Origin of the sequence: Nocardioides daejeonensis, from assembly GCF_003194585.1 — a bacterium.
Classification (GTDB): Bacteria; Actinomycetota; Actinomycetes; order Propionibacteriales; family Nocardioidaceae; genus Nocardioides; species Nocardioides daejeonensis.
In genome coordinates, this window is sequence record NZ_QHKZ01000002.1 from 597,982 (window position 1) to 618,231 (window position 20,250).

19 protein-coding genes are annotated in these 20,250 nt (G+C 70.0%); 7 read left to right on the forward strand and 12 right to left on the reverse strand.

Going from position 1 to position 20,250, the window contains the following annotated elements; genetic code table 11:
• Window positions 1-282 precede the first annotated feature (282 nt).
• The 4 genes from DNK54_RS07555 to lpdA all read right to left on the reverse strand — a co-directional run bounded on the left by DNK54_RS07555 (window position 283) and on the right by lpdA (window position 5,201).
• Window positions 283-1,503: a SpoIID/LytB domain-containing protein gene (locus tag DNK54_RS07555; protein ID WP_110206321.1), complete on the reverse strand. Its 1,221-nt coding sequence runs from the start codon at window positions 1,501-1,503 to the stop codon at window positions 283-285.
• Window positions 1,504-1,618: 115 nt separating this feature from the next.
• Window positions 1,619-2,338: a tyrosine-protein phosphatase gene (locus DNK54_RS07560; protein ID WP_110206322.1), complete on the reverse strand. Its 720-nt coding sequence runs from the start codon at window positions 2,336-2,338 to the stop codon at window positions 1,619-1,621.
• A gap of 27 nt (window positions 2,339-2,365) precedes the next feature.
• Window positions 2,366-3,766, reverse strand: a complete 1,401-nt coding sequence (locus tag DNK54_RS07565; protein ID WP_110206323.1) for an NAD(P)H-quinone dehydrogenase — start codon at window positions 3,764-3,766, stop codon at window positions 2,366-2,368.
• Window positions 3,767-3,791: 25 nt separating this feature from the next.
• Entirely contained in the window at window positions 3,792-5,201 is a 1,410-nt protein-coding gene (gene lpdA / locus DNK54_RS07570) for a dihydrolipoyl dehydrogenase (protein WP_110206324.1), read from the reverse strand.
• A gap of 24 nt (window positions 5,202-5,225) precedes the next feature.
• On the opposite strand from lpdA, the gene DNK54_RS07575 reads away from it, so the two are divergent.
• Entirely contained in the window at window positions 5,226-5,678 is a 453-nt protein-coding gene (locus tag DNK54_RS07575) for a gamma-glutamylcyclotransferase family protein (protein WP_110206325.1), read from the forward strand.
• Between the two features lie 40 nt (window positions 5,679-5,718).
• On the opposite strand, the gene DNK54_RS07580 is transcribed toward DNK54_RS07575, so the two are convergent.
• Entirely contained in the window at window positions 5,719-6,090 is a 372-nt protein-coding gene (locus DNK54_RS07580; protein WP_110206326.1) for a VOC family protein, read from the reverse strand.
• A gap of 202 nt (window positions 6,091-6,292) precedes the next feature.
• Between DNK54_RS07580 and DNK54_RS07585 the strand changes: the two genes are divergently transcribed.
• Window positions 6,293-7,087 carry a purine-nucleoside phosphorylase gene (locus tag DNK54_RS07585; protein ID WP_204164457.1) on the forward strand — a complete coding sequence of 265 codons (795 nt, stop codon included), beginning with the start codon at window positions 6,293-6,295 and terminating at the stop codon, window positions 7,085-7,087.
• A gap of 4 nt (window positions 7,088-7,091) precedes the next feature.
• On the forward strand, window positions 7,092-7,655 hold the full coding sequence (locus DNK54_RS07590) for a TetR/AcrR family transcriptional regulator (protein WP_110206328.1): 564 nt from the start codon (window positions 7,092-7,094) through the stop codon (window positions 7,653-7,655).
• A gap of 64 nt (window positions 7,656-7,719) precedes the next feature.
• On the opposite strand, the gene DNK54_RS07595 is transcribed toward DNK54_RS07590, so the two are convergent.
• Genes DNK54_RS07595 through DNK54_RS07620 form a run of 6 tightly spaced genes read right to left on the reverse strand, consistent with a single transcriptional unit; the run spans window position 7,720 to window position 14,656 of the window.
• Window positions 7,720-9,117, reverse strand: coding sequence for an Ig-like domain repeat protein (locus DNK54_RS07595; RefSeq protein WP_110206329.1), 1,398 nt, complete (start codon window positions 9,115-9,117; stop codon window positions 7,720-7,722).
• A gap of 36 nt (window positions 9,118-9,153) precedes the next feature.
• Complete coding sequence (locus DNK54_RS07600) at window positions 9,154-10,596, reverse strand: hypothetical protein (protein ID WP_110206330.1); 1,443 nt, start codon at window positions 10,594-10,596, stop codon at window positions 9,154-9,156.
• Window positions 10,586-11,665 (reverse strand): hypothetical protein, encoded by a 1,080-nt coding sequence (locus tag DNK54_RS07605; protein WP_162602341.1) that lies wholly within the window; start codon window positions 11,663-11,665, stop codon window positions 10,586-10,588. The genes DNK54_RS07600 and DNK54_RS07605 overlap by 11 nt, the downstream gene beginning before the upstream one ends.
• Window positions 11,662-12,480 carry a heme ABC transporter ATP-binding protein gene (locus tag DNK54_RS07610; protein ID WP_110206332.1) on the reverse strand — a complete coding sequence of 273 codons (819 nt, stop codon included), beginning with the start codon at window positions 12,478-12,480 and terminating at the stop codon, window positions 11,662-11,664. Before DNK54_RS07610 ends, DNK54_RS07605 begins: the two co-directional genes overlap by 4 nt.
• Window positions 12,477-13,517 carry a FecCD family ABC transporter permease gene (locus DNK54_RS07615; RefSeq protein ID WP_239459995.1) on the reverse strand — a complete coding sequence of 347 codons (1,041 nt, stop codon included), beginning with the start codon at window positions 13,515-13,517 and terminating at the stop codon, window positions 12,477-12,479. The genes DNK54_RS07610 and DNK54_RS07615 overlap by 4 nt, the downstream gene beginning before the upstream one ends.
• Before the next feature lie 50 nt (window positions 13,518-13,567).
• Window positions 13,568-14,656: a heme/hemin ABC transporter substrate-binding protein gene (locus DNK54_RS07620; RefSeq protein WP_110206333.1), complete on the reverse strand. Its 1,089-nt coding sequence runs from the start codon at window positions 14,654-14,656 to the stop codon at window positions 13,568-13,570.
• 245 nt (window positions 14,657-14,901) lie between these two features.
• On the opposite strand from DNK54_RS07620, the gene DNK54_RS07625 reads away from it, so the two are divergent.
• The 3 genes from DNK54_RS07625 (at window position 14,902) to DNK54_RS07635 (ending at window position 18,923) form a co-directional block, all read left to right on the forward strand.
• Window positions 14,902-15,582 (forward strand): biliverdin-producing heme oxygenase, encoded by a 681-nt coding sequence (locus DNK54_RS07625; RefSeq protein WP_110206334.1) that lies wholly within the window; start codon window positions 14,902-14,904, stop codon window positions 15,580-15,582.
• A 31-nt stretch (window positions 15,583-15,613) separates the two neighbouring features.
• Window positions 15,614-16,435: an NAD-dependent epimerase/dehydratase family protein gene (locus DNK54_RS07630; protein WP_110206335.1), complete on the forward strand. Its 822-nt coding sequence runs from the start codon at window positions 15,614-15,616 to the stop codon at window positions 16,433-16,435.
• A 205-nt stretch (window positions 16,436-16,640) separates the two neighbouring features.
• Window positions 16,641-18,923 (forward strand): VaFE repeat-containing surface-anchored protein, encoded by a 2,283-nt coding sequence (locus DNK54_RS07635; protein ID WP_162602342.1) that lies wholly within the window; start codon window positions 16,641-16,643, stop codon window positions 18,921-18,923.
• A gap of 55 nt (window positions 18,924-18,978) precedes the next feature.
• Here the strand turns inward: DNK54_RS07635 and DNK54_RS07640 are convergent, their stop codons facing one another.
• Window positions 18,979-19,422, reverse strand: a complete 444-nt coding sequence (locus DNK54_RS07640) for an SRPBCC family protein (RefSeq protein WP_239459974.1) — start codon at window positions 19,420-19,422, stop codon at window positions 18,979-18,981.
• Window positions 19,423-19,439: 17 nt separating this feature from the next.
• Here DNK54_RS07640 and DNK54_RS07645 point away from each other — a divergent pair, with 17 nt between their 5' ends.
• Window positions 19,440-20,243 carry a crotonase/enoyl-CoA hydratase family protein gene (locus DNK54_RS07645; protein WP_110206337.1) on the forward strand — a complete coding sequence of 268 codons (804 nt, stop codon included), beginning with the start codon at window positions 19,440-19,442 and terminating at the stop codon, window positions 20,241-20,243.
• Window positions 20,244-20,250: the final 7 nt, after the last annotated feature.

Genomic DNA, 20,250 nt, shown 5'->3' on the forward strand with positions numbered 1-20,250 from the left:
CTCGGACGCTGGCGTTACCAGCGTCTGCCCGACGGGTCCTATCTCTGGACCAACCGTTACGGACAACGCTGGCTCGTCACCGCAGGCACCAGCAGGCCCCTGCAACAACCCAGCAGGACACCTGCTCAACACCCATCGCGTAGCACGCCCGCACCACGCCGGTGACGGGCGACTACGCACGCCCCAGACGCGGGCGACCCGAAGCCTCGGGAATTGGCCTCGACGAGCTCGGCCACCGGGTCAACCGCCTGCGCACAATGAGCGGAGGGGGCTGGTGGTTGGTCAGTTCGCGCGGAAGGTGAACCAGGTCGAGCGCAGACCGAGGGCGTAACGGAAGGTGTCGCCGGTGACGGTGACCTTCCCCTTGCTCCCGACCAGCACGACGCTGCGGGCGCGGCCGCCCCAGTCGCCGTTGCCGTCCCGCTGCGGCACCTTGATCGTGCGCAGCCGGCCGATCGCGGGCCACGCGGACTGGAGCCGAGCCCGGTTCACCTCGACCTGCCAGGAGTGCACGGGGTTGCCTGCCCAGTCGTCGTAGGGATCCTTCTGCGCCGGCAGGTAGGAGAACTGGTTGGCCGAGGTCCAGCCACCGCTGCTGGAGCCGAACTGGGTGAACGCGGGCGCACCCTGGTGGTGCAGCACCACCCGACGGGTGGCCTTGACGGCGGCGTTCGAGGCCGGGTGCTCGGCGTCGTACCCGCCGTAGACCTGGCAGCTGGAGGTGTCGCAGAGCTGGTAGTGACCAGCACGCGGGTGCCGCATCTCGTAGGCGGCGTACGTGCGGGCGGCCACCGCCTGGGCACGCACCGCGTTGGCATGCCAGGTCGCCGGGACCTCACGGGGCACGACACCCTTGATGTAGTTCTCCAGGGAGACCTCGTTGACCGTGTCGCGCCCAGCTCCGGCGATCGCCAGCCGGCCGCGGTAGCGGGTGCTCGCTCCCCCTGGGAGCTGGAGCCGGATCGGTTGGCCACCGGCACGGAACTGCCCCTCACCCTGGAATCGCCACCAGGAGTGCCAGCCGGCTGCCTGATAGGCGACGACGGTGCGTCCCTGGCCGTCGACGGTGAGTCGCCAGCGTCGAGGAGCGGCACCGTCCACCCGGGCAGGCAGTATCCGGGTGTTCTTGCCCTTGATGGACCGCACCCGCAATCCACTACGCGGCTCGACGACGACGTCACTCCCCGTGTCGGCCGAGATCAGGATCCGCACCCGTGACTTCTGGGTGGCGCGCTTCGTGCCCGGGTAGTAGAAGGCGAGGATCTTCTTCCAGCCCACCCCGGAGCGGGCGGCTCCTTGGGCACCGTACTGCGACATGCCGTGCCCGTGCCCGTAGCCACGTCCCCGGATCACGAAGCTGCCGTTGTCGGGGACGGCGAAGTCGGCGTTGGCTGCTGCGTTGTTACCCGCGGGGTCGCCCACTGCGGGGGCGCCGTGGCCGGGTGTCGGCGCGAAGGCCGAGAGCAGGAGTCCGAGAAGTGCTGCGCGAACGGCGGTCCTCATGGATGCCTTTCGATCGGGGATGTCGCAGAGGTCGATGCAAGCACGATCGGCCGGGTGACGTCCATCCGGAGGTTTCCGCCTTCCCCGACAATTCCGGGCAGCGGAGGCAGCCCCGCTAGCTGAGGATGCGCTCGCGCCAGTGCTCGACGCGCGCTTGCGAGGCACCGTTGGCGATCAGCCAGCCTCGAGCGCCCCCTTGGTGGCTCTCGAAGACCTCGACCACCTCGGTGATCGCCTCGCGCGGGCTCAGCAGCCAGGTGTTGTTGAAGGCGTCGGAGTTGGGGGTGCGCCCGGCAGCCTGGGCGGCCCGCGACCAGCGCTCGATCAGCGCTTCCATGTTCTCCGCCGTCCGCACGTAGTCCTCGATGACCGCGTCAGGCTCGACGTCGGCGGCCAGGAGCAGGCTCGCGACCACGATCCCGGTGCGGTCCTTGCCGGCGGAGCAGTGCACGAGCGCGGGACCGTCCAGGTCCTCGCCGACGATGTCCGCCACTGCGGCAAGGCGATGCGGCGCCTCCTTGAGGAGGAAGCGGTACAGGTCGACCAGCTGGCCCTGCGCGCGCAGGTCGGTAGGGACGGCCGCCTCGTGGATCGGGTGGTGCCGCAGCACCGACGGCGGCTCCCAGTCCCGAACCACCCGCTCGACCTCGGCGTCCGAGCGCAGGTCGATCACCACCGCGGGCGGCCATACCGTGACCTGGGTCGGGGGTACGTCGCCGGGCCAGAACGCATCTCCGCGGTAGAGCACGTCGGGGGTGGTGAAGCCACCACCGCGCACGGGCAGGCCGCCCACATCGCGGAGGTTCACCAGGGTGTTGAAGGCCGGCTCAGTCATAGGGGCGTTCTTCCTTCGGAGGTGCAGTCAGAGACGGTGCAACCGGCGCGCGGCCTCGGCCACCGAGCCGCTGTTGGACGGATAGACGGTGAAGGCACCGGCGAGCTGGTCGACGGTGAGCGACTCGGCGACCGCGAGGCTGATCGGATGGATCAGCTCGGAGGCCCGGGGCCCCACCACCACTCCCCCGACGACGATGCCGGTCTCGGGCCGGGCGAAGAGCTTCACGAAGCCGTCGGTAACGCCCTGCATCTTGGCGCGCGCGTTGCCGGAGAGCGGCAGCAGCACGCGCTCCGCCACGATCTCGCCGGCATCGACGGCCTGCTGCGACCAGCCGACCGTGGCGATCTCGGGCGCGGTGAAGACGTTGGAGGAGACCTTCTTGAGGTCCAGCGGCTGCACGGCGTCGCCGAGGAAGTGCCACATGGCGATCCGGCCCTGCATGCCGGCCACGGAGGCGAGCATCAACACACCGGTGCAGTCACCGGCTGCGTAGACGTTGCGCACCGACGTGCGGGAGACCCGGTCGACCACGATGAAGCCGCCCGCGTCCACCGCCACCCCGGCCTCCTCGAGCCCGAGGTCGGCGGTGTTGGGCACGGAGCCGAGGGCCAGGATGCAGTGGGAGCCGGTGACGGTCCGGCCATCGGTGAGGGTCACCGTCACGAGATCGCCCTCGCGGGTCACCGACTCCATCCGGGACTCGCCCAGCACCTCCATCCCCCGGCGGACGGCGACGTCCTCCAGCACCTTCGAGGCGTCGGCGTCCTCGCCCGGCAGTACCCGGTCGCGGGAGGAGACGAGAGTGACGGGAATGCCGAGCGCCAGGTACGCCGACGCGAACTCCGCGCCGGTCACACCGGAGCCGACGACGATCAAGTGGTCAGGCACCTCGGTGAGGCCGTAGACCTGCTCCCAGGTGAGGATCCGCTCCCCGTCGGGGCGTGCCGACTCCACCACGCGCGGCGCGGCGCCGGTAGCGAGCAGAACCGCGTCGGCGGCCACCGCCTGCGTCGCGCCGTCGGGGGCTGTCACCGTGACCGCGTGGGGGCCTGCCAAGCGGCCACGGCCCCGGATCACCCGGACCCCGTCGCGCTCGAGACGGCGGGCGATGTCGGCCGACTGCTCGGCGGCGAGCGCCAGCACCCGGGCGTTGACCGCCGCTAGATCGACCCGCACGCCCGCGGCGTCGTCGCCTTCGCCGTCGACCAGCGAGACGCCGAGCGCCCCCGCGCCGGTCACCTCGGTCATGACCTCGGCAGTGGCGATGAGGGTCTTGCTCGGCACACAGTCGGTGAGCACGGCAGAGCCGCCGATCCCGTCACTGTCGACGACGGTCACATCGGCGCCGAGCTGCGCGGCCACCAGGGCGGCCTCGTAGCCGCCGGGACCGCCCCCGACGATGACGACCTTCGTGGGATCACTCACGGCTGCCCCCGGTGGATCGGACGGATCAGAAGTTGATCATGTGGCCGGAGATGCCGTGCACGGCCTCCTTGACCGCCTCCGACAAGGTCGGGTGCGCGAAGACGTTGCGCGCGACCTCGTCGGCGGTGAGGTCCCACTTCTGCGCGAGCGTGAGCACCGGCAGCTGCTCGGTGACGTCCGGACCGATCATGTGGGCGCCGAGGATCTCGTTGTGCTCGGCGTCGGCGACGACCTTCACGAAGCCGACCGCCTCGCCGAGGCCCTGGGCCTTGCCGTTGGCGCTGAACGGGAAGGTGGCCGTCTTGACGTCGTACCCCTTCTCCTTCGCCTGTGCCTCGGAGTAGCCGAAGGAGCCGATCTGCGGCTGGCAGTAGGTCGCTCGCGGGATCATGTCGAAGTCGATCTCGATGGTCTCCGCGCCGGCGATCGTCTCCGCAGCGACGATGCCCATCGCTTCGGCGACGTGGGCGAGCATCATCTTGCCGGTGACGTCGCCGATGGCGTAGATGCCCTCGACGTTGGTGCGCCCGCGGCCGTCGACCGCGATGGCGCCGCGCTCGGTGAGCTGGACACCTGCGTTCTCCAGCCCGTACCCCTCGGTACGCGGGGCGAAGCCGAACGCCGCAAGGAACTTGTCGGCCTCGAGCACCTGCTGGTCGCCACCGGCGGCGGGGGCGATCGTGACCTTCACGCCGGCCCCGGTGTCCTCGACACCCTTGACCGCGGTGGAGGTCAGCACGTTGACGCCGAGCTTCTTGTAGTGCTTGGCGAGCTCCTTCGACACGTCGGCGTCCTCGGTGGGCACCATCCGGTCGGCGAACTCCACGATGGTGACGTCGACACCGAAGTTCTTGAGCACGTAGGCGAACTCGACGCCGATGGCGCCGGAGCCGCCGATGATCATCGAGGAGGGCAGGTTCTCGTCGAGGATCTGCTCCTCGTAGGTGACGACGTTCTCGCTGATGGAGACGCCGGGCACCAGGCGCACCTGGGCGCCGGCCGCGATGATCAGGTTGTCGCAGGTGTAGGAGGCGACCTGGCCATCGGCGCCCTTGACGTCGATGCCCTGCTTGCCGTCCCGCGCGCCGGTGAGCGTGCCCCACCCGTCGATCTCGGTGATCTTGTTCTTCTTCATCAGGAAGTGGACGCCCTTGACGATGCCGGCCGACACCTGGCGGGAGCGCTTATGCGTCGGGCCGAAGGACATCGTGGCGTCGCCCTCGATGCCGAACTTCGCCTTCTCGTGGGTCAACGTGTGGGCGAGCTCCGCGTTCTTGAGAAGCGCCTTGGAGGGGATGCAGCCGACGTTGAGACAGACACCTCCCCAGTACTTCTCCTCGACGACGGCGACACTCTGGCCGAGCTGCGCGGCGCGGATTGCGGCGACGTATCCACCCGGACCGGCGCCAAGGACAAGGACGTTGAAGTGGGTCACGACGGCCAGACTATCCTGCTTCTCGTGACGCTCTACGCCGCCTACGGGACCAACCTGGACCCGGCCCGGATGGGTGAACGCTGCCCGCACTCGCCGCTGCGCGCGACGGGGTGGTTGGAGGGCTGGCGGCTCACTTTCGGCGGCGAGGAGCACGGCTGGGACGGGGCTCTGGCGACGATCGTGCAGGACGCGTTCGAGCAGGTCTTCGTCGCCGTGTACGACGTCACCGACGAGGACGCCGCCCGCCTCGAGTCCTGGGAGTCTGCCGAGCCAGGCCTCTATCTGCGCACCAAGGTACGCGTGAAGACGCTCACAGGCGACGTGGTCGCCTGGGCGTTCGTCCTGGACGCCTATGAGGGTGGACTGCCCTCGGCCTCCTACCTCGGCGTGCTGGCCGACGCTGCGGAGGCCGCCGACGCGCCCGAGGACTATGTGCGCGGCCTCCGGCACCGGCCCTGCAGGTCGACCGGGCTCTAGCCGTAGTGACCGAGAGGTCGGACAGGCGAGCGGCCCGCCATCAGACGTCGCCGGTGTGACAGCAGGCCTCGACGTTGTTCCCGTCAGCGTCCCGGACGAACGCCCCGAAGTAGGCATCGTGGTACTCGGGCCACAACCGCGGCTCGTGGAGCACCTCCGCACCGGCGGCGACAGCCTCCTCGAACCAGGCCCGGACAGTCGTCGCGTCGGGCGCGGTGAACGCGACGTGCACCTCGCGGTTGGGACCCATCCCCTCGAAGGTGCTCAGCCAGAACTCCGGCTTCGCCGTGCCATAGCCGATCGCCACGCCGAAGTCGACGAGTCGGCTGTGCCCCAGCACCCCCAGGATCCGGTCGTAGAAGGCGCCAGCCTTCTCCATGTCGCTGACGTTGATGCCGAGGTGGTCGATCATCTCTTGATCATGCCGGATCCTGTCGCGGTCCAACACCCGTTCTGTGGTGCTGGCGCTGGTGCCCGTGCCCGTGGACCGGCACGCCACCCGACCCACAGGGCCGGTATCGCCGCATGCGACCGCGCATCTGCTGCCTGCGACGGGGGGCGGGCCTCTGGCAAGGAGCGGCGGAGCGGCGCGCCCCTGGCATAGAGTGCAGGGCGTGACGGACACCCAGACCCTGGCTCAGGAAGCCGCCGAGCGCCTGGCGGAGCTCACCGGCGTCGAGCGCCACGACATTGCCCTCGTCCTCGGCTCCGGCTGGCTGCCGGCAGTGGACGCCCTGGGCGAGGCGACCGCTGAGATCGCGACAACGGACCTGCCCGGCTTCTCAGCGGCTGCGGTCGCCGGGCACTCCGGCAAGATTCGGAGTATCAAGGCAGGCGACAAGAACCTCCTCGTCTTCCTCAGCCGCACCCACTTCTACGAGGGCAAGGGCGTCGCTGCCGTCGTGCACCCGGTCCGGACCGCGGCCGCCGCCGGTTGCTCGGCGATCGTGCTGACCAACGGGTGTGGCGGTCTTCGGGAGGGCTGGCGCCCAGGTCAGCCCGTGCTGATCAGCGACCACATCAACCTCACCGCGACGTCACCGATCGTCGGCGCGAACTTCGTCGACCTCACCGACCTCTACAGCCCGCGCCTGCGTCAGCTCTGCAAGGAGATCGATCCCAGCCTCGACGAAGGTGTCTACGTCCAGTTCCCCGGCCCCCACTACGAGACCCCGGCGGAGATCCGGATGGTCCGCGCGATCGGCGGTGACCTGGCCGGCATGAGCACCACCTTGGAGGCGATTGCCGCGCGCGAGGCGGGCATGGAGATCCTCGGCATCAGTCTGGTCACCAACCTCGCCGCGGGCCTCAGCGGTCAGCCGCTCAAGCACGAAGAGGTCCTCGAGGCCGGGCGTGCCGCCGCGAGCCGGATGGGCGGTCTGCTCAGCCAGATCGTCGGAAAGATCTGAAGCATTGCCCAGGATCACCGGAGGCTCGCTCGATGAGCACCGCGAGCAGATTCGCCAGTCCGTCTTCGAGGCACTCACCGCGCTCTTGGAGGAGCGCAGCTTCGACGCCATCACCATGGCGCAGCTCGCCGCGAAGGCCGGCATGGGACGAACCGCGATCTACCACCACTTCCCCGACAAAGAAGCCGTCGTCGTCGCCTTCGCCTCGCACGAGACCGAGCAGTACCTCTCCCGGCTCGAGGAGGTGCTGGCCACCGCCGACTCCCCCGTCGAGCGGATCCGGATCTATGTCGACTACCACCTGGCGGCCGGAGAGCAGTTCCACATGGGGCTGGGCATGCAGTTCTACGGCCTGCTCTCCCAGGAGTCCCGGCTCGCCATCCGCGAGCACGTGCTCGAGGTGGAGCGGGTGCTGCGCGAGCTCCTCGACGCAGGCATCGACTCCGGCGACTTCATCGTCGACGACGTAGCCGCCACCATGTCGCTCATCCACGCCTGCCTGAGCCCTCGGCACCTAGCCCCGGCGACGATCGAGGCGTTCGTCCTGCGCGCGCTCGGCGTCCACTGAAATGCACGAGCGCCGTACCCCGGAGCCAGGGAGTGGCTTCGGGATACGGCGCTAGGCGCTTCGGCTACTTCTTGACCTTGACCTTGCCGGTCTTGGACGCCGACTTGTAGTTGGCGTCGCCCGCGTACTTCACGGTCAGCTTCCACTTGCCCTTGGCGAGCTTCGGCAGCTTGATCTTGACGATCCCCTTCTTGTTCAGGGTGCCGTTGGCCTTCTTGGTGGCCTTGCCCTTCTTGAGGGTCACCTTCACCTTGCCGGTGGCGGTCACCAGCTCGTGGCCCTTGAGGGTCACCTCGAGCTTGCCGGCCTTCTTCGTGGTCGGCGCCTTCTTGACCTTGGACTTCACCTTGCCGACGTTCTTGGCCAGGCCCGGGACGGAGACCAGCGTCTCGGTGTACTGCGAGTCGCCAGCCACCGGGTTGCCGTGCGCGGTCCAGGTGTAGACGGCGTACTGCACGCCCTTGACCAGCTTCGCCTTCTCGACCGTGAGGGTCTTGCTCCAGGCGCCATCGGTGAACTGTGCGGGCATCACCCAGTCGGAGGTCAGGAAGGCGGCAGCGCCGTCCTCCTCGCCCTCGGCGTCGATCGCGAAGATGTCCTGCTTCGGCCCGATCGCGGCGTAGACGCCCATGGCACCCGGACGCGAGGCGGGGTCGAACCCGGTACCGGCGATGGCGATGTCGACGTAGTCACCGTTGACGGTGGCGCTGGCGGTCACGGCCGCCGGCGGGGTCGCAGTCGCGGAGAAGGCCGACGGAGCCTTCTTCGTGTCCGAGGACGCACCCGAGGCGTAGAAGTGGGCGCGCGTGCCCGAGGTCAGCTGCGTCAGGAAGGCGGGGTGGAACGACTTCCCGTCGACCGGCTTGTCCGCGGCGATGCCCAGGTCGGTCGCCTGCTGGCTGTTCGCAGCCAGCACGCCCTCCCAGTTCGGCGTCCCCGAGAGCACACCGTCGGTGACGGTGGCGTCGGCGAACTCCGCGACGATCGCGCGGGCCGGGGTGGTCTCGGCGGCCTCACCCTGCTGCGAGGCGATGTTGCGGGCAGAGACCACGGCGCTGATGGAGCCGTCGCCGTCGGCGTCGACGGTGACCACCGGGTCGGCGATCGTCACGGCGTACTGCTCCGCGCCGCCCACCACGAAGGCGCCCTGGAGGGTCCCCTCGTAGGTGTGGACGGTCGTGCCCGCGGCGGTCACCGAGGAGACGCCGGCGAAGGTCGCAGCGGCGTCCCCGTTCGTGTAGGTCGCGCCACCGCTGGCGGTGATCCCGCTGGCCGGCGCGTAGGGCTTCGGCGAGAAGTGGTCGCGGAACTGGTCACTCACGCCCCACGAGAGCGTGCCGGGGGCCTGGGCGTCGTCCGCCTGCGCGGGAGCGCTGGCGAAGGCCAGGGTGGTGGCCGCGAGCGCGCCCGCGGTCAACGCCGTTGCGACGGTGCGCAGGCGATTTCGGGTGAGCAACAGCATCAGATGGTGCCTTTCTCGGGTTGGGTGGTGCGAAGTTCAGGCCCTGGACCGCGCGGTCGCAGGTGCCGGTCGTGGGGAACGGGAAGGAACGAGGAGCAGCAGGGCGGCCGCGGTGCAGAGGGCACCGACCCACCACCAAGTGAGGTCACGGGTGGAGGTGGCCGCAGTCGCAGCGGCAGGCTCTGCTGCGGAGGCGGTGAGCTGCACCGCGTGCGGCAATGCCTCCAGGGGTACGTCGGCGGGCACCGTCGGCACGATGCCGGGTGGCGCCGGGACGACGGGGGCAGGCGGCGCCGCCGGCTGCTGCGGGGGCGGCTGACTGGTCGGGTTGTGCACGGTCGGCTCGTCGGTAGGCTCCGGGTCCGGAGTCGGGGCAACCGGCTCCTGGTCCTGGTAGCCCACCGTGATCGGAAGCGGCAGCTTGGTGTCGTCGGTGGAGAGACCGGTCGAGTACCAGAACTGGTCGATCGCCAACGGCTTGAGGAAGTCGATCATCGGCTGCGGGAACGATCCCCCGTACTTTCCGCCGACCTGCGGAACCGACCCGTCGGCCTTGCGGCCCAGGTAGTCGGGCGTGGTGACGAAGCCTCCCTTGCTCACCTTCACCTTGCCGAGCTCGGCGATGGTGACTCGGCGGCTCGGCACCGGCTCCCACTCGGTCGTGTTCTCCCGCGACGCCGCGAAGCCGCCCAGGACGGCCGTGATGCGGCCCGCCCCGGACTCGACGACCAGCTTCGGATCGGTGACCGTGAAGATGCTGTTACCGCCGTAGTAGACGACCGTGAAGGTGCCCTTCCACGTGAGCGTGGCGTCGCCGCGGTCGGGGTCGACACTGCCGCTCCCTCGCGACAACAGCACGGTGTGGTTGCTGAAGACGCCGGTGCTGTTGATCCGGGTACCGGAGGCGTTGGTGCCCAACCCCTTCCAGGTGGCCCGCTGCCAGCCCCGCTTCTCGCCGAGCCACTTCTGCACCGTGACGTTGCCGGTGCGGGCGTTCCAGTGCTTCTCCAACAGCTGGACGCCGCCACGTCCCGGATTCGCGACGCCTGCGGAGAGGAAGTTGATCGCCGCCGGGTTGTGCGAGCGCGCGTTGCTCTGGTTGTTGATCCCCCAGCGGAAGGTCGCATCGTCGACCTCGATGACCCCGTCCGGATCCTCCGGCCCGGTGCTCTCGCTGGGCTCGTCGGTCGGCTCGGCGGTCTCGGTCGGCTCCGTGGTCTCGGTGGGCTCGTCGGTCCCGGTGGGCTGCCCGGTCGGCTCCTCCGAGGGTCCGTCGCTGGGCCCCTCGGCCGGCTCCTCCGTCGACGACCCGGCCGTGGCACCGCCGGTCGGTGACTGCGAGGTGTCGTCGGCGGCGGTCTCCGCGGGCTGGGCCGAGGCGGGGCCGGTGAGGGCCGCGCCCACGCCGAGCAGCACTGCGGCAACCAGCAGGACGGTGGCGCAGACGGCCCGCACCGAGGTCACGAGATCACGACGCACGACGCGACCTCCAGACCATCAGCAGCAGCCGGGCGATGGCCACCAGCAGCAGGGCGGCGCCGAAGCCGGCGAACACCTTGCCCCACGTGTCGACGCCGTCCTGGCCGCTGTCGTCCGCGGACTGCTGCGTCGAGGACGCGGGAGTCTCGGCGGCACGTACGGCGAAGTTGACCGTCGGTGCGTCCTCGAGGCCGTAGATCCGCAGCGTGTGGGTGCCTGCCGCGACGTCGGCCGGCAGCGGGATCACCCCGACGAGCTCGCCTGCGGTGCTCACCTGGAACGGGCCTGCCGCGGCGACGCCGTCGTCGAACACCACGGAGAGCTGCTTGCCCGGCGGCAGGCCGGTGCCGGTGAAGGAGAGCACCCGTCCCGCCACGGCAGAGGTCCGGTCGACCTCGAGCTTCGGCTTGCCCGTCGGTACGGCGGGAGTCGTCTCCTGCGAGCCGGACGCGCTGGGCTCGTCGGTGCTGGGCGTCTCCGGCTCGTTCGCGGTCGAGGGCGCCGCCTGCTGCAGGTCGGCGACCTTGACCGGCGTGAAGGTCTCGTTGTTGGCGTTCTTCACACCGTGCGCACCTACCGTGATCACGCCGCACTGCACCGTGCGACAGTCGACGGTGGTCACGGTGCCGTTGCGGCCGACGGCCTTGAAGGTCGGCCCCGGAACGGTCAGCTTCACCGACCACGCCCCGCTCGTCGACATGACCGCAGCAGCAGAGGAGGCGGTATCGGAGCCGGGGAAGGCGACGTAGCGCTGGAAGCCCTGGTTGTCGGCCGTCTCGCTGTCGGGCACGTAGAGGTAGTTGCTCCCGGAGACGCCGCCCTGGCTCGGGCGCCAGGTGCCGGTCACGGTGCCGAACCAGACGTAGACACCGCCGTGGCCACCCTTGATGGACTGGAAGCCCGACCCGGAGACGGTCAGCGTCGTGGAGTAGCGGCCGTCGATGGTGGCGGTGCCCGCGGAGCTGGTCACACTGACCCGCCCGGCGGCCGTTGCCGGTCCGGCCTGCGCCACCCAGAGCACAGGCAGCAGCAACAGCGCTGCCAGGCCCGCCATGGATCGCCTGCTCACAGCTCCTCCTTCCGACGCCGGCGCTGCGGCACGACCACCAGGTGGCCCTCGTGCTCCAAGACCTGGACCGGGTGTCGATAGACGTCGCTCAGCAACTCGGGTGTCAGCACCTCGCGCGGCGTCCCCGTCGCCCGGACCTGGCCCTGCGCAAGCACACAGACGCGATCGGAGTGCGCTGCCGCGAGCGAGAGGTCGTGCAGCACCACGACCACGGCCGAGCCGGAGTCGGCCGCCTCGCGCGCGACCTCCAGCACCTGCTCCTGGTGGTGGATGTCGAGTGCCGCGGTCGGCTCGTCGAGCATGAGGATCGAGGTCTCCTGGGCAAGCAGTCGCGCGAACGCGGTGCGCGCCTGCTCACCGCCCGAGAGCGTCGGGAAGTGCCGATCCCGCAGGTGCGTGACGTCGGCACGCTTCATGCTGGCTTCGACGACGGTCTCGTCGTACGCCGCGCGGTCGGTGCGGTGCCATGGCGCCCGGCCCATCTCCACCACCTCGTGCACCCGGAAGCCGAAGGCGAGGTTCTGCTTCTGCAGCAGCATGCCGCGCTCGCGCGCGAGTGCCCGTGCGGAGTGTGCGGAGAGCGGCTGGTCGTACAGCCGGACCTCGCCGCGCTCGGGTGCGTGGTCGCCGGCGAGCACCGCCAGCAGTGTCGACTTGCCAGCGCCGTTGGGACCGACCAGGGAGAGCACCTCGCCAGCCCGCACCTCGATGTCGACGTCGTTCAAGATGGTGGTGCCGTTCAGGCTCAGGCTGATCCCATGCCCCGAGAGCACGGCGTCCCTCGCCGTGTCTCCGCGGGGGCTTCTCGTGCTCATGCCCAGCCCCCTGCGGTCCGCCGGGCCCGCCGGATCAGCCAGAAGAAGAACGGACCGCCGACCAGCGAGGTCAGCATGCCGATCGGCAGATCGGCGTTCACGATCGCGGTGCGCGCCCACAGGTCCGCCGCCACCAGCAGCACCGCTCCCAGCAGCGCGCTGGCGGGCACCAGCACCCGGTGGCCAGGGCCGACCACGAGGCGGATCAGGTGCGGCACGACCAGACCGACGAAGGCGATGATCCCGCAGAAGGCGACCGCGGCGGCGGTCAGCACGGCCACCACGACGATCGCTCGCAGCCGCAGCCGCTCGACGTCGACACCCACGTGTCGGGCGGCCCGGTCGCCGAGGGCGAGCAGGTCGAGCTGGCGTGCCATGAGCACCGCCGCGGCAACGCCGACGACCGCCAGCGGCAGGACGACGGCGACCTGCGGCCAGCGCGCGCCGTTCATGCTGCCGAGCGTCCAGAAGACGATCTCCTCACGTGCCTGGGTGTTGGCCATGAAGAGCAGAAAGGAGAGGCCGGCGCTGGTCATCGCGTTGAGCGCGATGCCGGTGAGCACCAGGGTGACCACCTCGGTGCGGCCACCCTCCCGTGACATCGCATAGACCAGCAGCGTGGTGATCAGGCCGCCGACGAACGCCGCGAGGGCGATGGTCCAGTTGCCGGCGAAGGAGAGGTTGAAGGCGATCACGGTCGCCGCCGCGACCGCGGCCCCGGAGGAGACCCCGACGACGCCGGGCTCGGCGAGCGGGTTGCCGAAGATGCCCTGCATCACGGCTCCGGCGGTCGCCAGCGCGGCACCCGCGAGCAGCGCGAGCACGACCCGCGGGAACCGCACCTGCCACAGCGCGTCCTCGCCGCGCGGGTGCGACGGCATCGGGCCTACGTCGATGCCGAGCCGATGCAGCACCGAGCCGAGCACCTCTGAGGGAGGCACGTGCACGGCGCCTTGCCCGGCAGCCAGCAGGACGACGACGACCAGCAGCACGCCGAGGAGCGCGAAGAGCCCGACGCGGGAGAGGCCACCACGCACCGCACGACCCGCCCGCTCGGGCTTCGTCGTGGGGTCCGCGGTCGCCGCGCTCACGAGACCGACTCGGGTGCGTAGACGGCGACGGCCAGAGCGTTGAGGACCTGGGCGGTCAGCGGGCCGTAGCCGAGGATCTGGGAGTCCTCCATGTCGACGAAGCGCTTGTTCTCGCCGGCCGGGGTGCTGGCCAGCGCAGGCACCTTGTCGAGGAGGCCGTCGATGCCGCCAGTCGACTCCAGGCCACCCGACATGAGCAGCACCAGGTCGGGCTGTGCGGCGATGATCGCCTCGGCCGTGACCGCGCGAGTGCCCTTCCAGTCGATCTCCTCGGCGACGTCATAGAGGCCGAGGGCGTCGATCAAGGTATCGGCGCCGGAGCCCTCGCCGAACATGTGGTAGACGTTCGCCTGCCCCCGCACGTAGAGGAAGACCGCGCGCAGCCGGTCGGCGTCGTCCTTCGGCGCCACGCCGCGGATCTGCTCGAGGACAGCGCGCACCTCGCCCTCGGTCCGCTCGCCCAGCTGCTTGCCCGCCTCAGGTACGCCGAGCGCCTCGGCCACCTGGCCGATCAGCTCCGAGACGTTCTCGATGTTGCGCGTGCCGTCGACGACGACGACCGGGATGCCGGCCTCGCGCATCTGCAGCACGACGTCCCACGGGCCCAGCGACGTGTCGGTGATGATCAGGGTCGGGTCGAGGTCGAGGATCGACTCGGCGTTCAGGTCGTGACCGCCGGAGGTGACCAGCGGCAGCTTGTCGGCCTCGGCGAACTGCGTGGAGACGTCTCGACCGACGAGCGAGTCGCCCAGGCCCAGCTCGTAGACGGTGCGCGACAGCGTGCCGTAGACGTCGAGCGCCAGCACCCGGGATGTGTCGGTGACCGTCACCTTGGTGCCCTGCACGTCGGTCAGAGTGACCGGAAGCTGGGGCTGCGGCGTACCGATGGGACGCACCTCGGCATGGTCGGCGACGGCGGTGACCGCGCCCTTCCAGTCGCGTGGATCGGCGAGCGGGGTGACGTCGGCCAGCGCCGGTGCCGCGGTTCCCTGAGGAGACTTCTTCCCCGAGGACGAGTCCTTTGCCTCGATTCCACAGGCAGTGAGCCCCAGAGCGAGCACCAGGGCGGCGACGAGAGCGCGCACGAACCACTTCTCCTCGGGTCTCCCCCCACGGGCGACCCACCATTCGGCCGATGATGCCGACCGAGCCTCGACGACATCCTTAACTGAGGCTAGCCTAACACTGCCCGAGGCGTCGTTTGCCCCTACTCCCGGCACCACCTTTGACAAAGTGTCGACAACGACTTGACAGAGTGTCGATTTGATTCTGACAATAAGTCAGAACGCGGGGATGACGCCCCGCCCGATTCCGCCGAGGAGCCTCCACCATGACCGCGCTCGAGACCAGCCCGACCACGACGCCGCTCTCCGTCGCCATGCGTGAGGGCTCCATGGCAGAGCACACGGAGGCAGAGAACGCCGGCTTCACCTCCGACCTGCTCGGCGGCAAGATCAACGAGCTCGGCTACCTCCACTACCTCCTGGGCCTGCGCACCATCTACCGCGCACTGGAGTCCGTCGGTCGCGAGCTCGCCGAGGCGCCCGAGCTCAACGGCCTCTATGACCAGGATCTCGAGCGCGGCGCGGCCCTGGACGCCGACATCTCTTACTGGTCGGCTCGCGCGGGCGTCGACGCCGATCACGTCTCCCCTGCTGCCTCGGCGTACGCCGAGCGGGTCGAGGCGACCCGCAGCGCCCCCGCCCGGTATGCCGCGCACCACTACACCCGCTACCTCGGCGACCTCTCCGGTGGCCTCGCCATCGGGCGGATCCTGGCCCGCACCTACGGCCTCGACGCCGACGGGGAGGGCCTCGCCTTCTACCGTTTCGCCCAGATCGAGAAGCCCAAGGTCTACAAGGACGACTACCGCGCCGCCCTCGACGCGCTGCCCGTCTCCGAGGAGCAGAAGAGCGAGATCGTCACCGAGGTGAAGGCCGCGTTCAACTGCAACCAGGCGTTCTTCGTGGAGCTCGGCGAGAATCTGGCTGCCTACCAGCGCGCCGCCTGACCGACCACCGGCCCGGTGACAGGCTCTGCCTATGCAGATCCTCGTCACCGGCGCCGCCGGCAGCATCGGCCAAGTGCTCCTGCCCGGTCTTACCGCCCTCGGTCACACCGCGATCGGCCTGGACCGGGTGCCGGCGCCCGGCGGCCACGACGGCGCCTGGCACGTCGCCGACTGCGCGGACCCGGACGCCGTGCTCGACGCCGTGGCGTCCCAGCCACTCGACGCAGTCGTGCACCTGGCCGGGAACCCGAGCGAGTCCGACCTGCCTGACGCGTTGCACTCGCACACCCTGACCACCGCCGCCCTGCTCGACGCGATGGTCACCCAGGGGATCGGCCGCATCGCCTACGCGTCCTCCAACCACGCCGTCGGGCGCACACCGGCCTGCGACTCCCTCGGGGTCGACTCCCGACCCCGCCCCGACACGTACTACGGCGTCGCGAAGGTGGCCGCAGAGGCACTGCTCTCGCTCTTCGCCGACCGCCACGGCATCGACGCCGTGGCCTGCCGGATCGGCTCCTTCCTGCCCGAGCCCACCGCCCGACGGCACCTTGCGACCTGGCTCTCCCCCGGCGACTGCGTCCGGATGTTCGAGGCCGCCCTCACCGCGCCCGCTCCGGGCTTCGCCGTGCTCTACGGCATCTCCGCCAACACCCGCGCCTGGTGGGACCTGACGGCCGGCGAGGCGCTCGGCTATCAGCCCCAGGACGATGCCGAGGCCTGGGCGCACTCCCTGCCCGTCACCGATCAGGACGTCTTCGAGGCATCGGTGGTGGGCGGCCCCTTCGCCGGGCCGGAGTTCCATCGCCCGGCACTCGGTAACGCGGCACGCCTGTCGCGCGGAGATCAGTAGCCAGGTGATCGACGCTCCCCTCGCACGCTTCGAGGGCTGCGTCGGCGACCTCGTCGCAGCGACCTGAGCCGATCCTTGACCCCCTTCCGGGGGACAATTCGCCCGATTTTCATCCTGCCGCCGTCACCGCCGACGGCCGTGGTCGTCAGACCAAGGCAGGGATAACCGGATCCCGGCCGTCGTCCACGCACGGGAAGGAAACTCCATGAGTAGGTTACGAATCGCAGGCAGCGGCCCCGGGTGGCGCCGCCAGAACGATGCCCCATCACGTTCCGGCCACCTGGCACAGCCAGAGACATCGCACGCGGGCGGGCGGTGGCTGGCCCTCGCCATCTCGACCGTGGCGGCGTTGCTGCTGTCCTCGCTGGTCACCGTTGCTCACGCGGACGTCGAGGCCGGCGACTCGGTCTGGCTCGGCGCCAAGGTGGGCTACGGGGGCACCGGCGCCGTGCCTGTCTACGAGACGCAGCCGGCCGATCCCGCGGCCCCGGGCGAGCCCGACTTCTGGGCGTTCTGCATCGAGCACGATGTGTCGCGCCGGACGAACACCGCCGGGGTCGTCGGGGACATGTCGACCTACGTGGGCAGCAACCACTTCACCAGCGCTGCGGTGCAGAGCAAGGTGCTGTGGGTGCTGGCGCACAGCTACCCCGCAATGAGCCTCGCTGACTTCGGTGCGGCGGCAGGGGCGCCGGCGATCTCGCGCGACGACGCCTTGGAGGCCGTCCAGTACGCCATCTGGCGTTACACCGACCTGACCTTCGACGCACCGTGGGCCTGGGAGAGCCCTGACTCGGAGGCTGCTTACTGGTACTTGGTCAACGGCGCGAACGCGAGTGCCGGGCTGACGCCGGCCGACTTCGCGGTGACCGCCTCGCTGACGGCACCTGCAACAGCGCAGACCGCTGACTCACTGGTCGGGCCGTTCGTGGTAAGCACCAATCAGGCCACCGCGAGCATCACCGGCGACCCGGCCGTGACCCTGGTCGACGCAACCGGCGACCCCATCGACGCGAGCGCCGTGGTGGACGGCCAGGAGATCTACATCGACCAGCGTGGGTCGACGGCCGCCGGCTCCGCGACCCTCACCATCGCCGCACAGGGCTCCAGCGGCTCTGGCCTGGTGCTCTCGGTGCCCACCACGAATGGCGGCATCCCGACCGAAGGAAGTCACGCACAGTCGATGATCCTGATTGCTCCGTCGACCGCTGAGACCACCGGTGACGCCACCGTCGCGTGGAGCTCCACGGCACCGTCGATCGGGACGACGCTGGTGGATGGCGCCGATCAGGACCACGTCTTGGCGTGGAGTGGTGGCACGTTGGTGGACACCGTTGCCTACGCGAACCTGGTGCCGGGTCGGGAGTACACCCTCGCTGGCGAGCTGAGGAACAAGGCGGATGGTTCGTCGACCGGCATCACCGGGTCGGCGACGTTCACGCCGACGGCCGCAAGTGGCACGGTGGATGTGGTCTTCACGGTCCCGGCGGGTCACGCCGGTGAGGTGTTGGTGGCGTTCGAGGAACTGTTCGAGGGCTCCACCACCGCAGGGAACGCGGTGGCCGAGCACAAGGACCTCAACGACGCAGCACAGACGGTGACCGTTGAGGACGAGCCGACCGTCCCGGTCACTCCCAAGACGCGCCCGAAACTGACCACGCAGACCTCACACAAGGTCGCGGCGCCTGGCGTGCGCCTCCGCGACACGGTCAAGATCAGCGGCTTCGTCGCCGGTCACGGCGCCACCGGAAAGGCCACGCTCTACGGCCCGTTCCCGAGCCGTGCGGCGATTGCCTGTGCGCCGGCCAAGGCAGTCAAGACGGTCAGCTTCAGGCCACGCAACGGCGTGATTCGCACGCCGAAAGTCCGCATCCGCAAGACCGGGTTCTATACCTGGGTGGCGCGTACGACCTCCGACAGCCACAACCACGCGGCCTCGCACGCCTGCGGACTGAAGTCGGAGACGTCGCTGGTGCGCAAGCCCGGCTACAAGCCGCCCCGGGTCGACTCCGGCTACAGCTCGCGGGGCACCGCGGCGCGGACCTTGCCGACCACGGTCACCATCTCAAGCATCGGCGTGAACGCCTCGGTTTCGACCGTGACCGCACCGAAGGACGTGATGCGGATCCCGAGCAACGTCGCGACCCTGGGCCGGCTCAACAAGTCGGCTGCTGTGGGTGACCTGATCGGCACCACGGTGATCGCCGGTCACGTGTCGGACCGGCACGACCGTCCGGGTGCCTTCTCGCGGCTCAGCAAGGTCAAGAAGGGCCAGATCGTGACCGTCAAGAGCGGCGGCAAGACCGTTCGCTACCGGATCACCGCGGTGGCGAAGTTCTCCCGAGACGGCAAGCTCCCGAAGCGGCTCTTCCGCACGAAGGGCGCCCACGGCCTGACGCTGATCAGCTGCACCGGCAGGGTGAGCACTCCAGGCGGCGGCTTCCACTACACGCAGAACGTGGCAGTCAGCGCGAAGCGCATGGGCTGATCCAGGCCCGTCCACGAAGGGTGCGGCCCCCGGGTGATCCCGGGGGCCGCACCCTTCATGTCATGTTGAGCCGCGCCGCCAGCCCCCGGCGGCAGCCCTCCATCATCACGTGGTGGTTCCAGCGCAGCAGGGGCTCCAGGGGCCGCGCCAACCGCGCCAGCCAGGCCGAGGAGAGGTCCACCTCCTGCTCGAAGTGCAGCCGCGTGCCGCCATGCTCCGGGGCAAGGCGCCAGCGCACCCAGCCGGTGAGGTCACCACCGAGACTCGTCTCCAGCAACGGCGGCTGCCGCGACTCCGCGTGGAGCAGCAGGTCGAGCGTGTAGGGAAGCAGCGAGCGGCAACGCACCCATGCGTCGTCCTCCCCCAGGCGTACGACGGCACGCACCTGCGGCCACCACGTCGGGTAGCCGCCGAGATCCAGCAGCACCTCCGCAACCGGCCGGGAGGACTGTGGCACGCGCCACTCATGGCGGAACACGAAGCGCCGGGCTGCATCCATCCGGCTAGCCTGACACCATGAACCTACTGGTGAGTAACTCAGTGGAGAACCAGATCGCCCACGTCCGGCTGTCCAGGCCGGAGAAGCTCAACGCCCTCACCCTGGACACCCTCGACCAGCTGATCGAGACGGCCCGTGAGCTGCGCCGCGACACCTCGGTGCGTGCCGTCGTGCTCTCCGGCGAGGGGCCCTCCTTCTCCGCCGGCCTGGACTTCGGCACGGTCATGAAGCAGCCGCAGCGGCTCGCTCTCGACCTGGTGCCGCGGCCGTGGCGGGGCACCAACACCTTCCAGGAGGCCTGCTGGGCATGGCGCCGGGTGCCGGTGCCGGTCATCGCCGCGGTGCACGGCCACTGCTACGGCGGCGGCCTCCAGCTCGCACTGGCGGCGGACTTCCGGATCACCGCACCGGACGCACAGTGGTCCGTCCTCGAGGCGAAGTGGGGCCTCATCCCCGACATGTCGGGGGTGCAGGCACTCTCCGAGCTGGTGGGCATCGAGACCGCGAAGCGACTGACGATGACGGCGCGCATCGTCTCGGGCAGCGAAGCCCACGCGCTCGGTCTGGTCGGCGAGGTCTCTGAGGAGCCGGTCGCGGCCGCCCGAGCGCTCGCCCTCGAGCTGACCTCCCGCTCCCCCGACCAACTCGCCGCGGCGAAGCGGCTCTTCGACCGGACCTGGCACTCGGGGCCGCGCACCACCTTCAGCCGAGAGCGCTGGGAGCAGTACTTCCTGCTCGCCGCCGCCAACACCAAGGCAGCACGCGAGGCGGCGCTGAAGAAGGCCGCAGCCGTCTACGCACCCCGTTCCCGCCGGTTCTGACCTCGCT

Excerpts from the sequence above, each read along its gene's own strand:
- DNK54_RS07560 (WP_110206322.1), bottom strand. The coding sequence starts at position 2,338 with ATGACTGAGCCGGCCTTCAACACCCTGGTGAACCTCCGCGATGTGGGC.
- DNK54_RS07595 (WP_110206329.1), bottom strand. The coding sequence starts at position 9,117 with ATGCTGTTGCTCACCCGAAATCGCCTGCGCACCGTCGCAACGGCGTTG.
- DNK54_RS07630 (WP_110206335.1), top strand. The coding sequence starts at position 15,614 with ATGCAGATCCTCGTCACCGGCGCCGCCGGCAGCATCGGCCAAGTGCTC.
- DNK54_RS07625 (WP_110206334.1), top strand. The coding sequence starts at position 14,902 with ATGACCGCGCTCGAGACCAGCCCGACCACGACGCCGCTCTCCGTCGCC.
- DNK54_RS07610 (WP_110206332.1), bottom strand. The coding sequence starts at position 12,480 with ATGAGCACGAGAAGCCCCCGCGGAGACACGGCGAGGGACGCCGTGCTC.
- DNK54_RS07635 (WP_162602342.1), top strand. The coding sequence starts at position 16,641 with ATGAGTAGGTTACGAATCGCAGGCAGCGGCCCCGGGTGGCGCCGCCAG.
- DNK54_RS07555 (WP_110206321.1), bottom strand. The coding sequence starts at position 1,503 with ATGAGGACCGCCGTTCGCGCAGCACTTCTCGGACTCCTGCTCTCGGCC.
- DNK54_RS07645 (WP_110206337.1), top strand. The coding sequence starts at position 19,440 with ATGAACCTACTGGTGAGTAACTCAGTGGAGAACCAGATCGCCCACGTC.
- DNK54_RS07580 (WP_110206326.1), bottom strand. The coding sequence starts at position 6,090 with ATGATCGACCACCTCGGCATCAACGTCAGCGACATGGAGAAGGCTGGC.
- DNK54_RS07640 (WP_239459974.1), bottom strand. The coding sequence starts at position 19,422 with ATGGATGCAGCCCGGCGCTTCGTGTTCCGCCATGAGTGGCGCGTGCCA.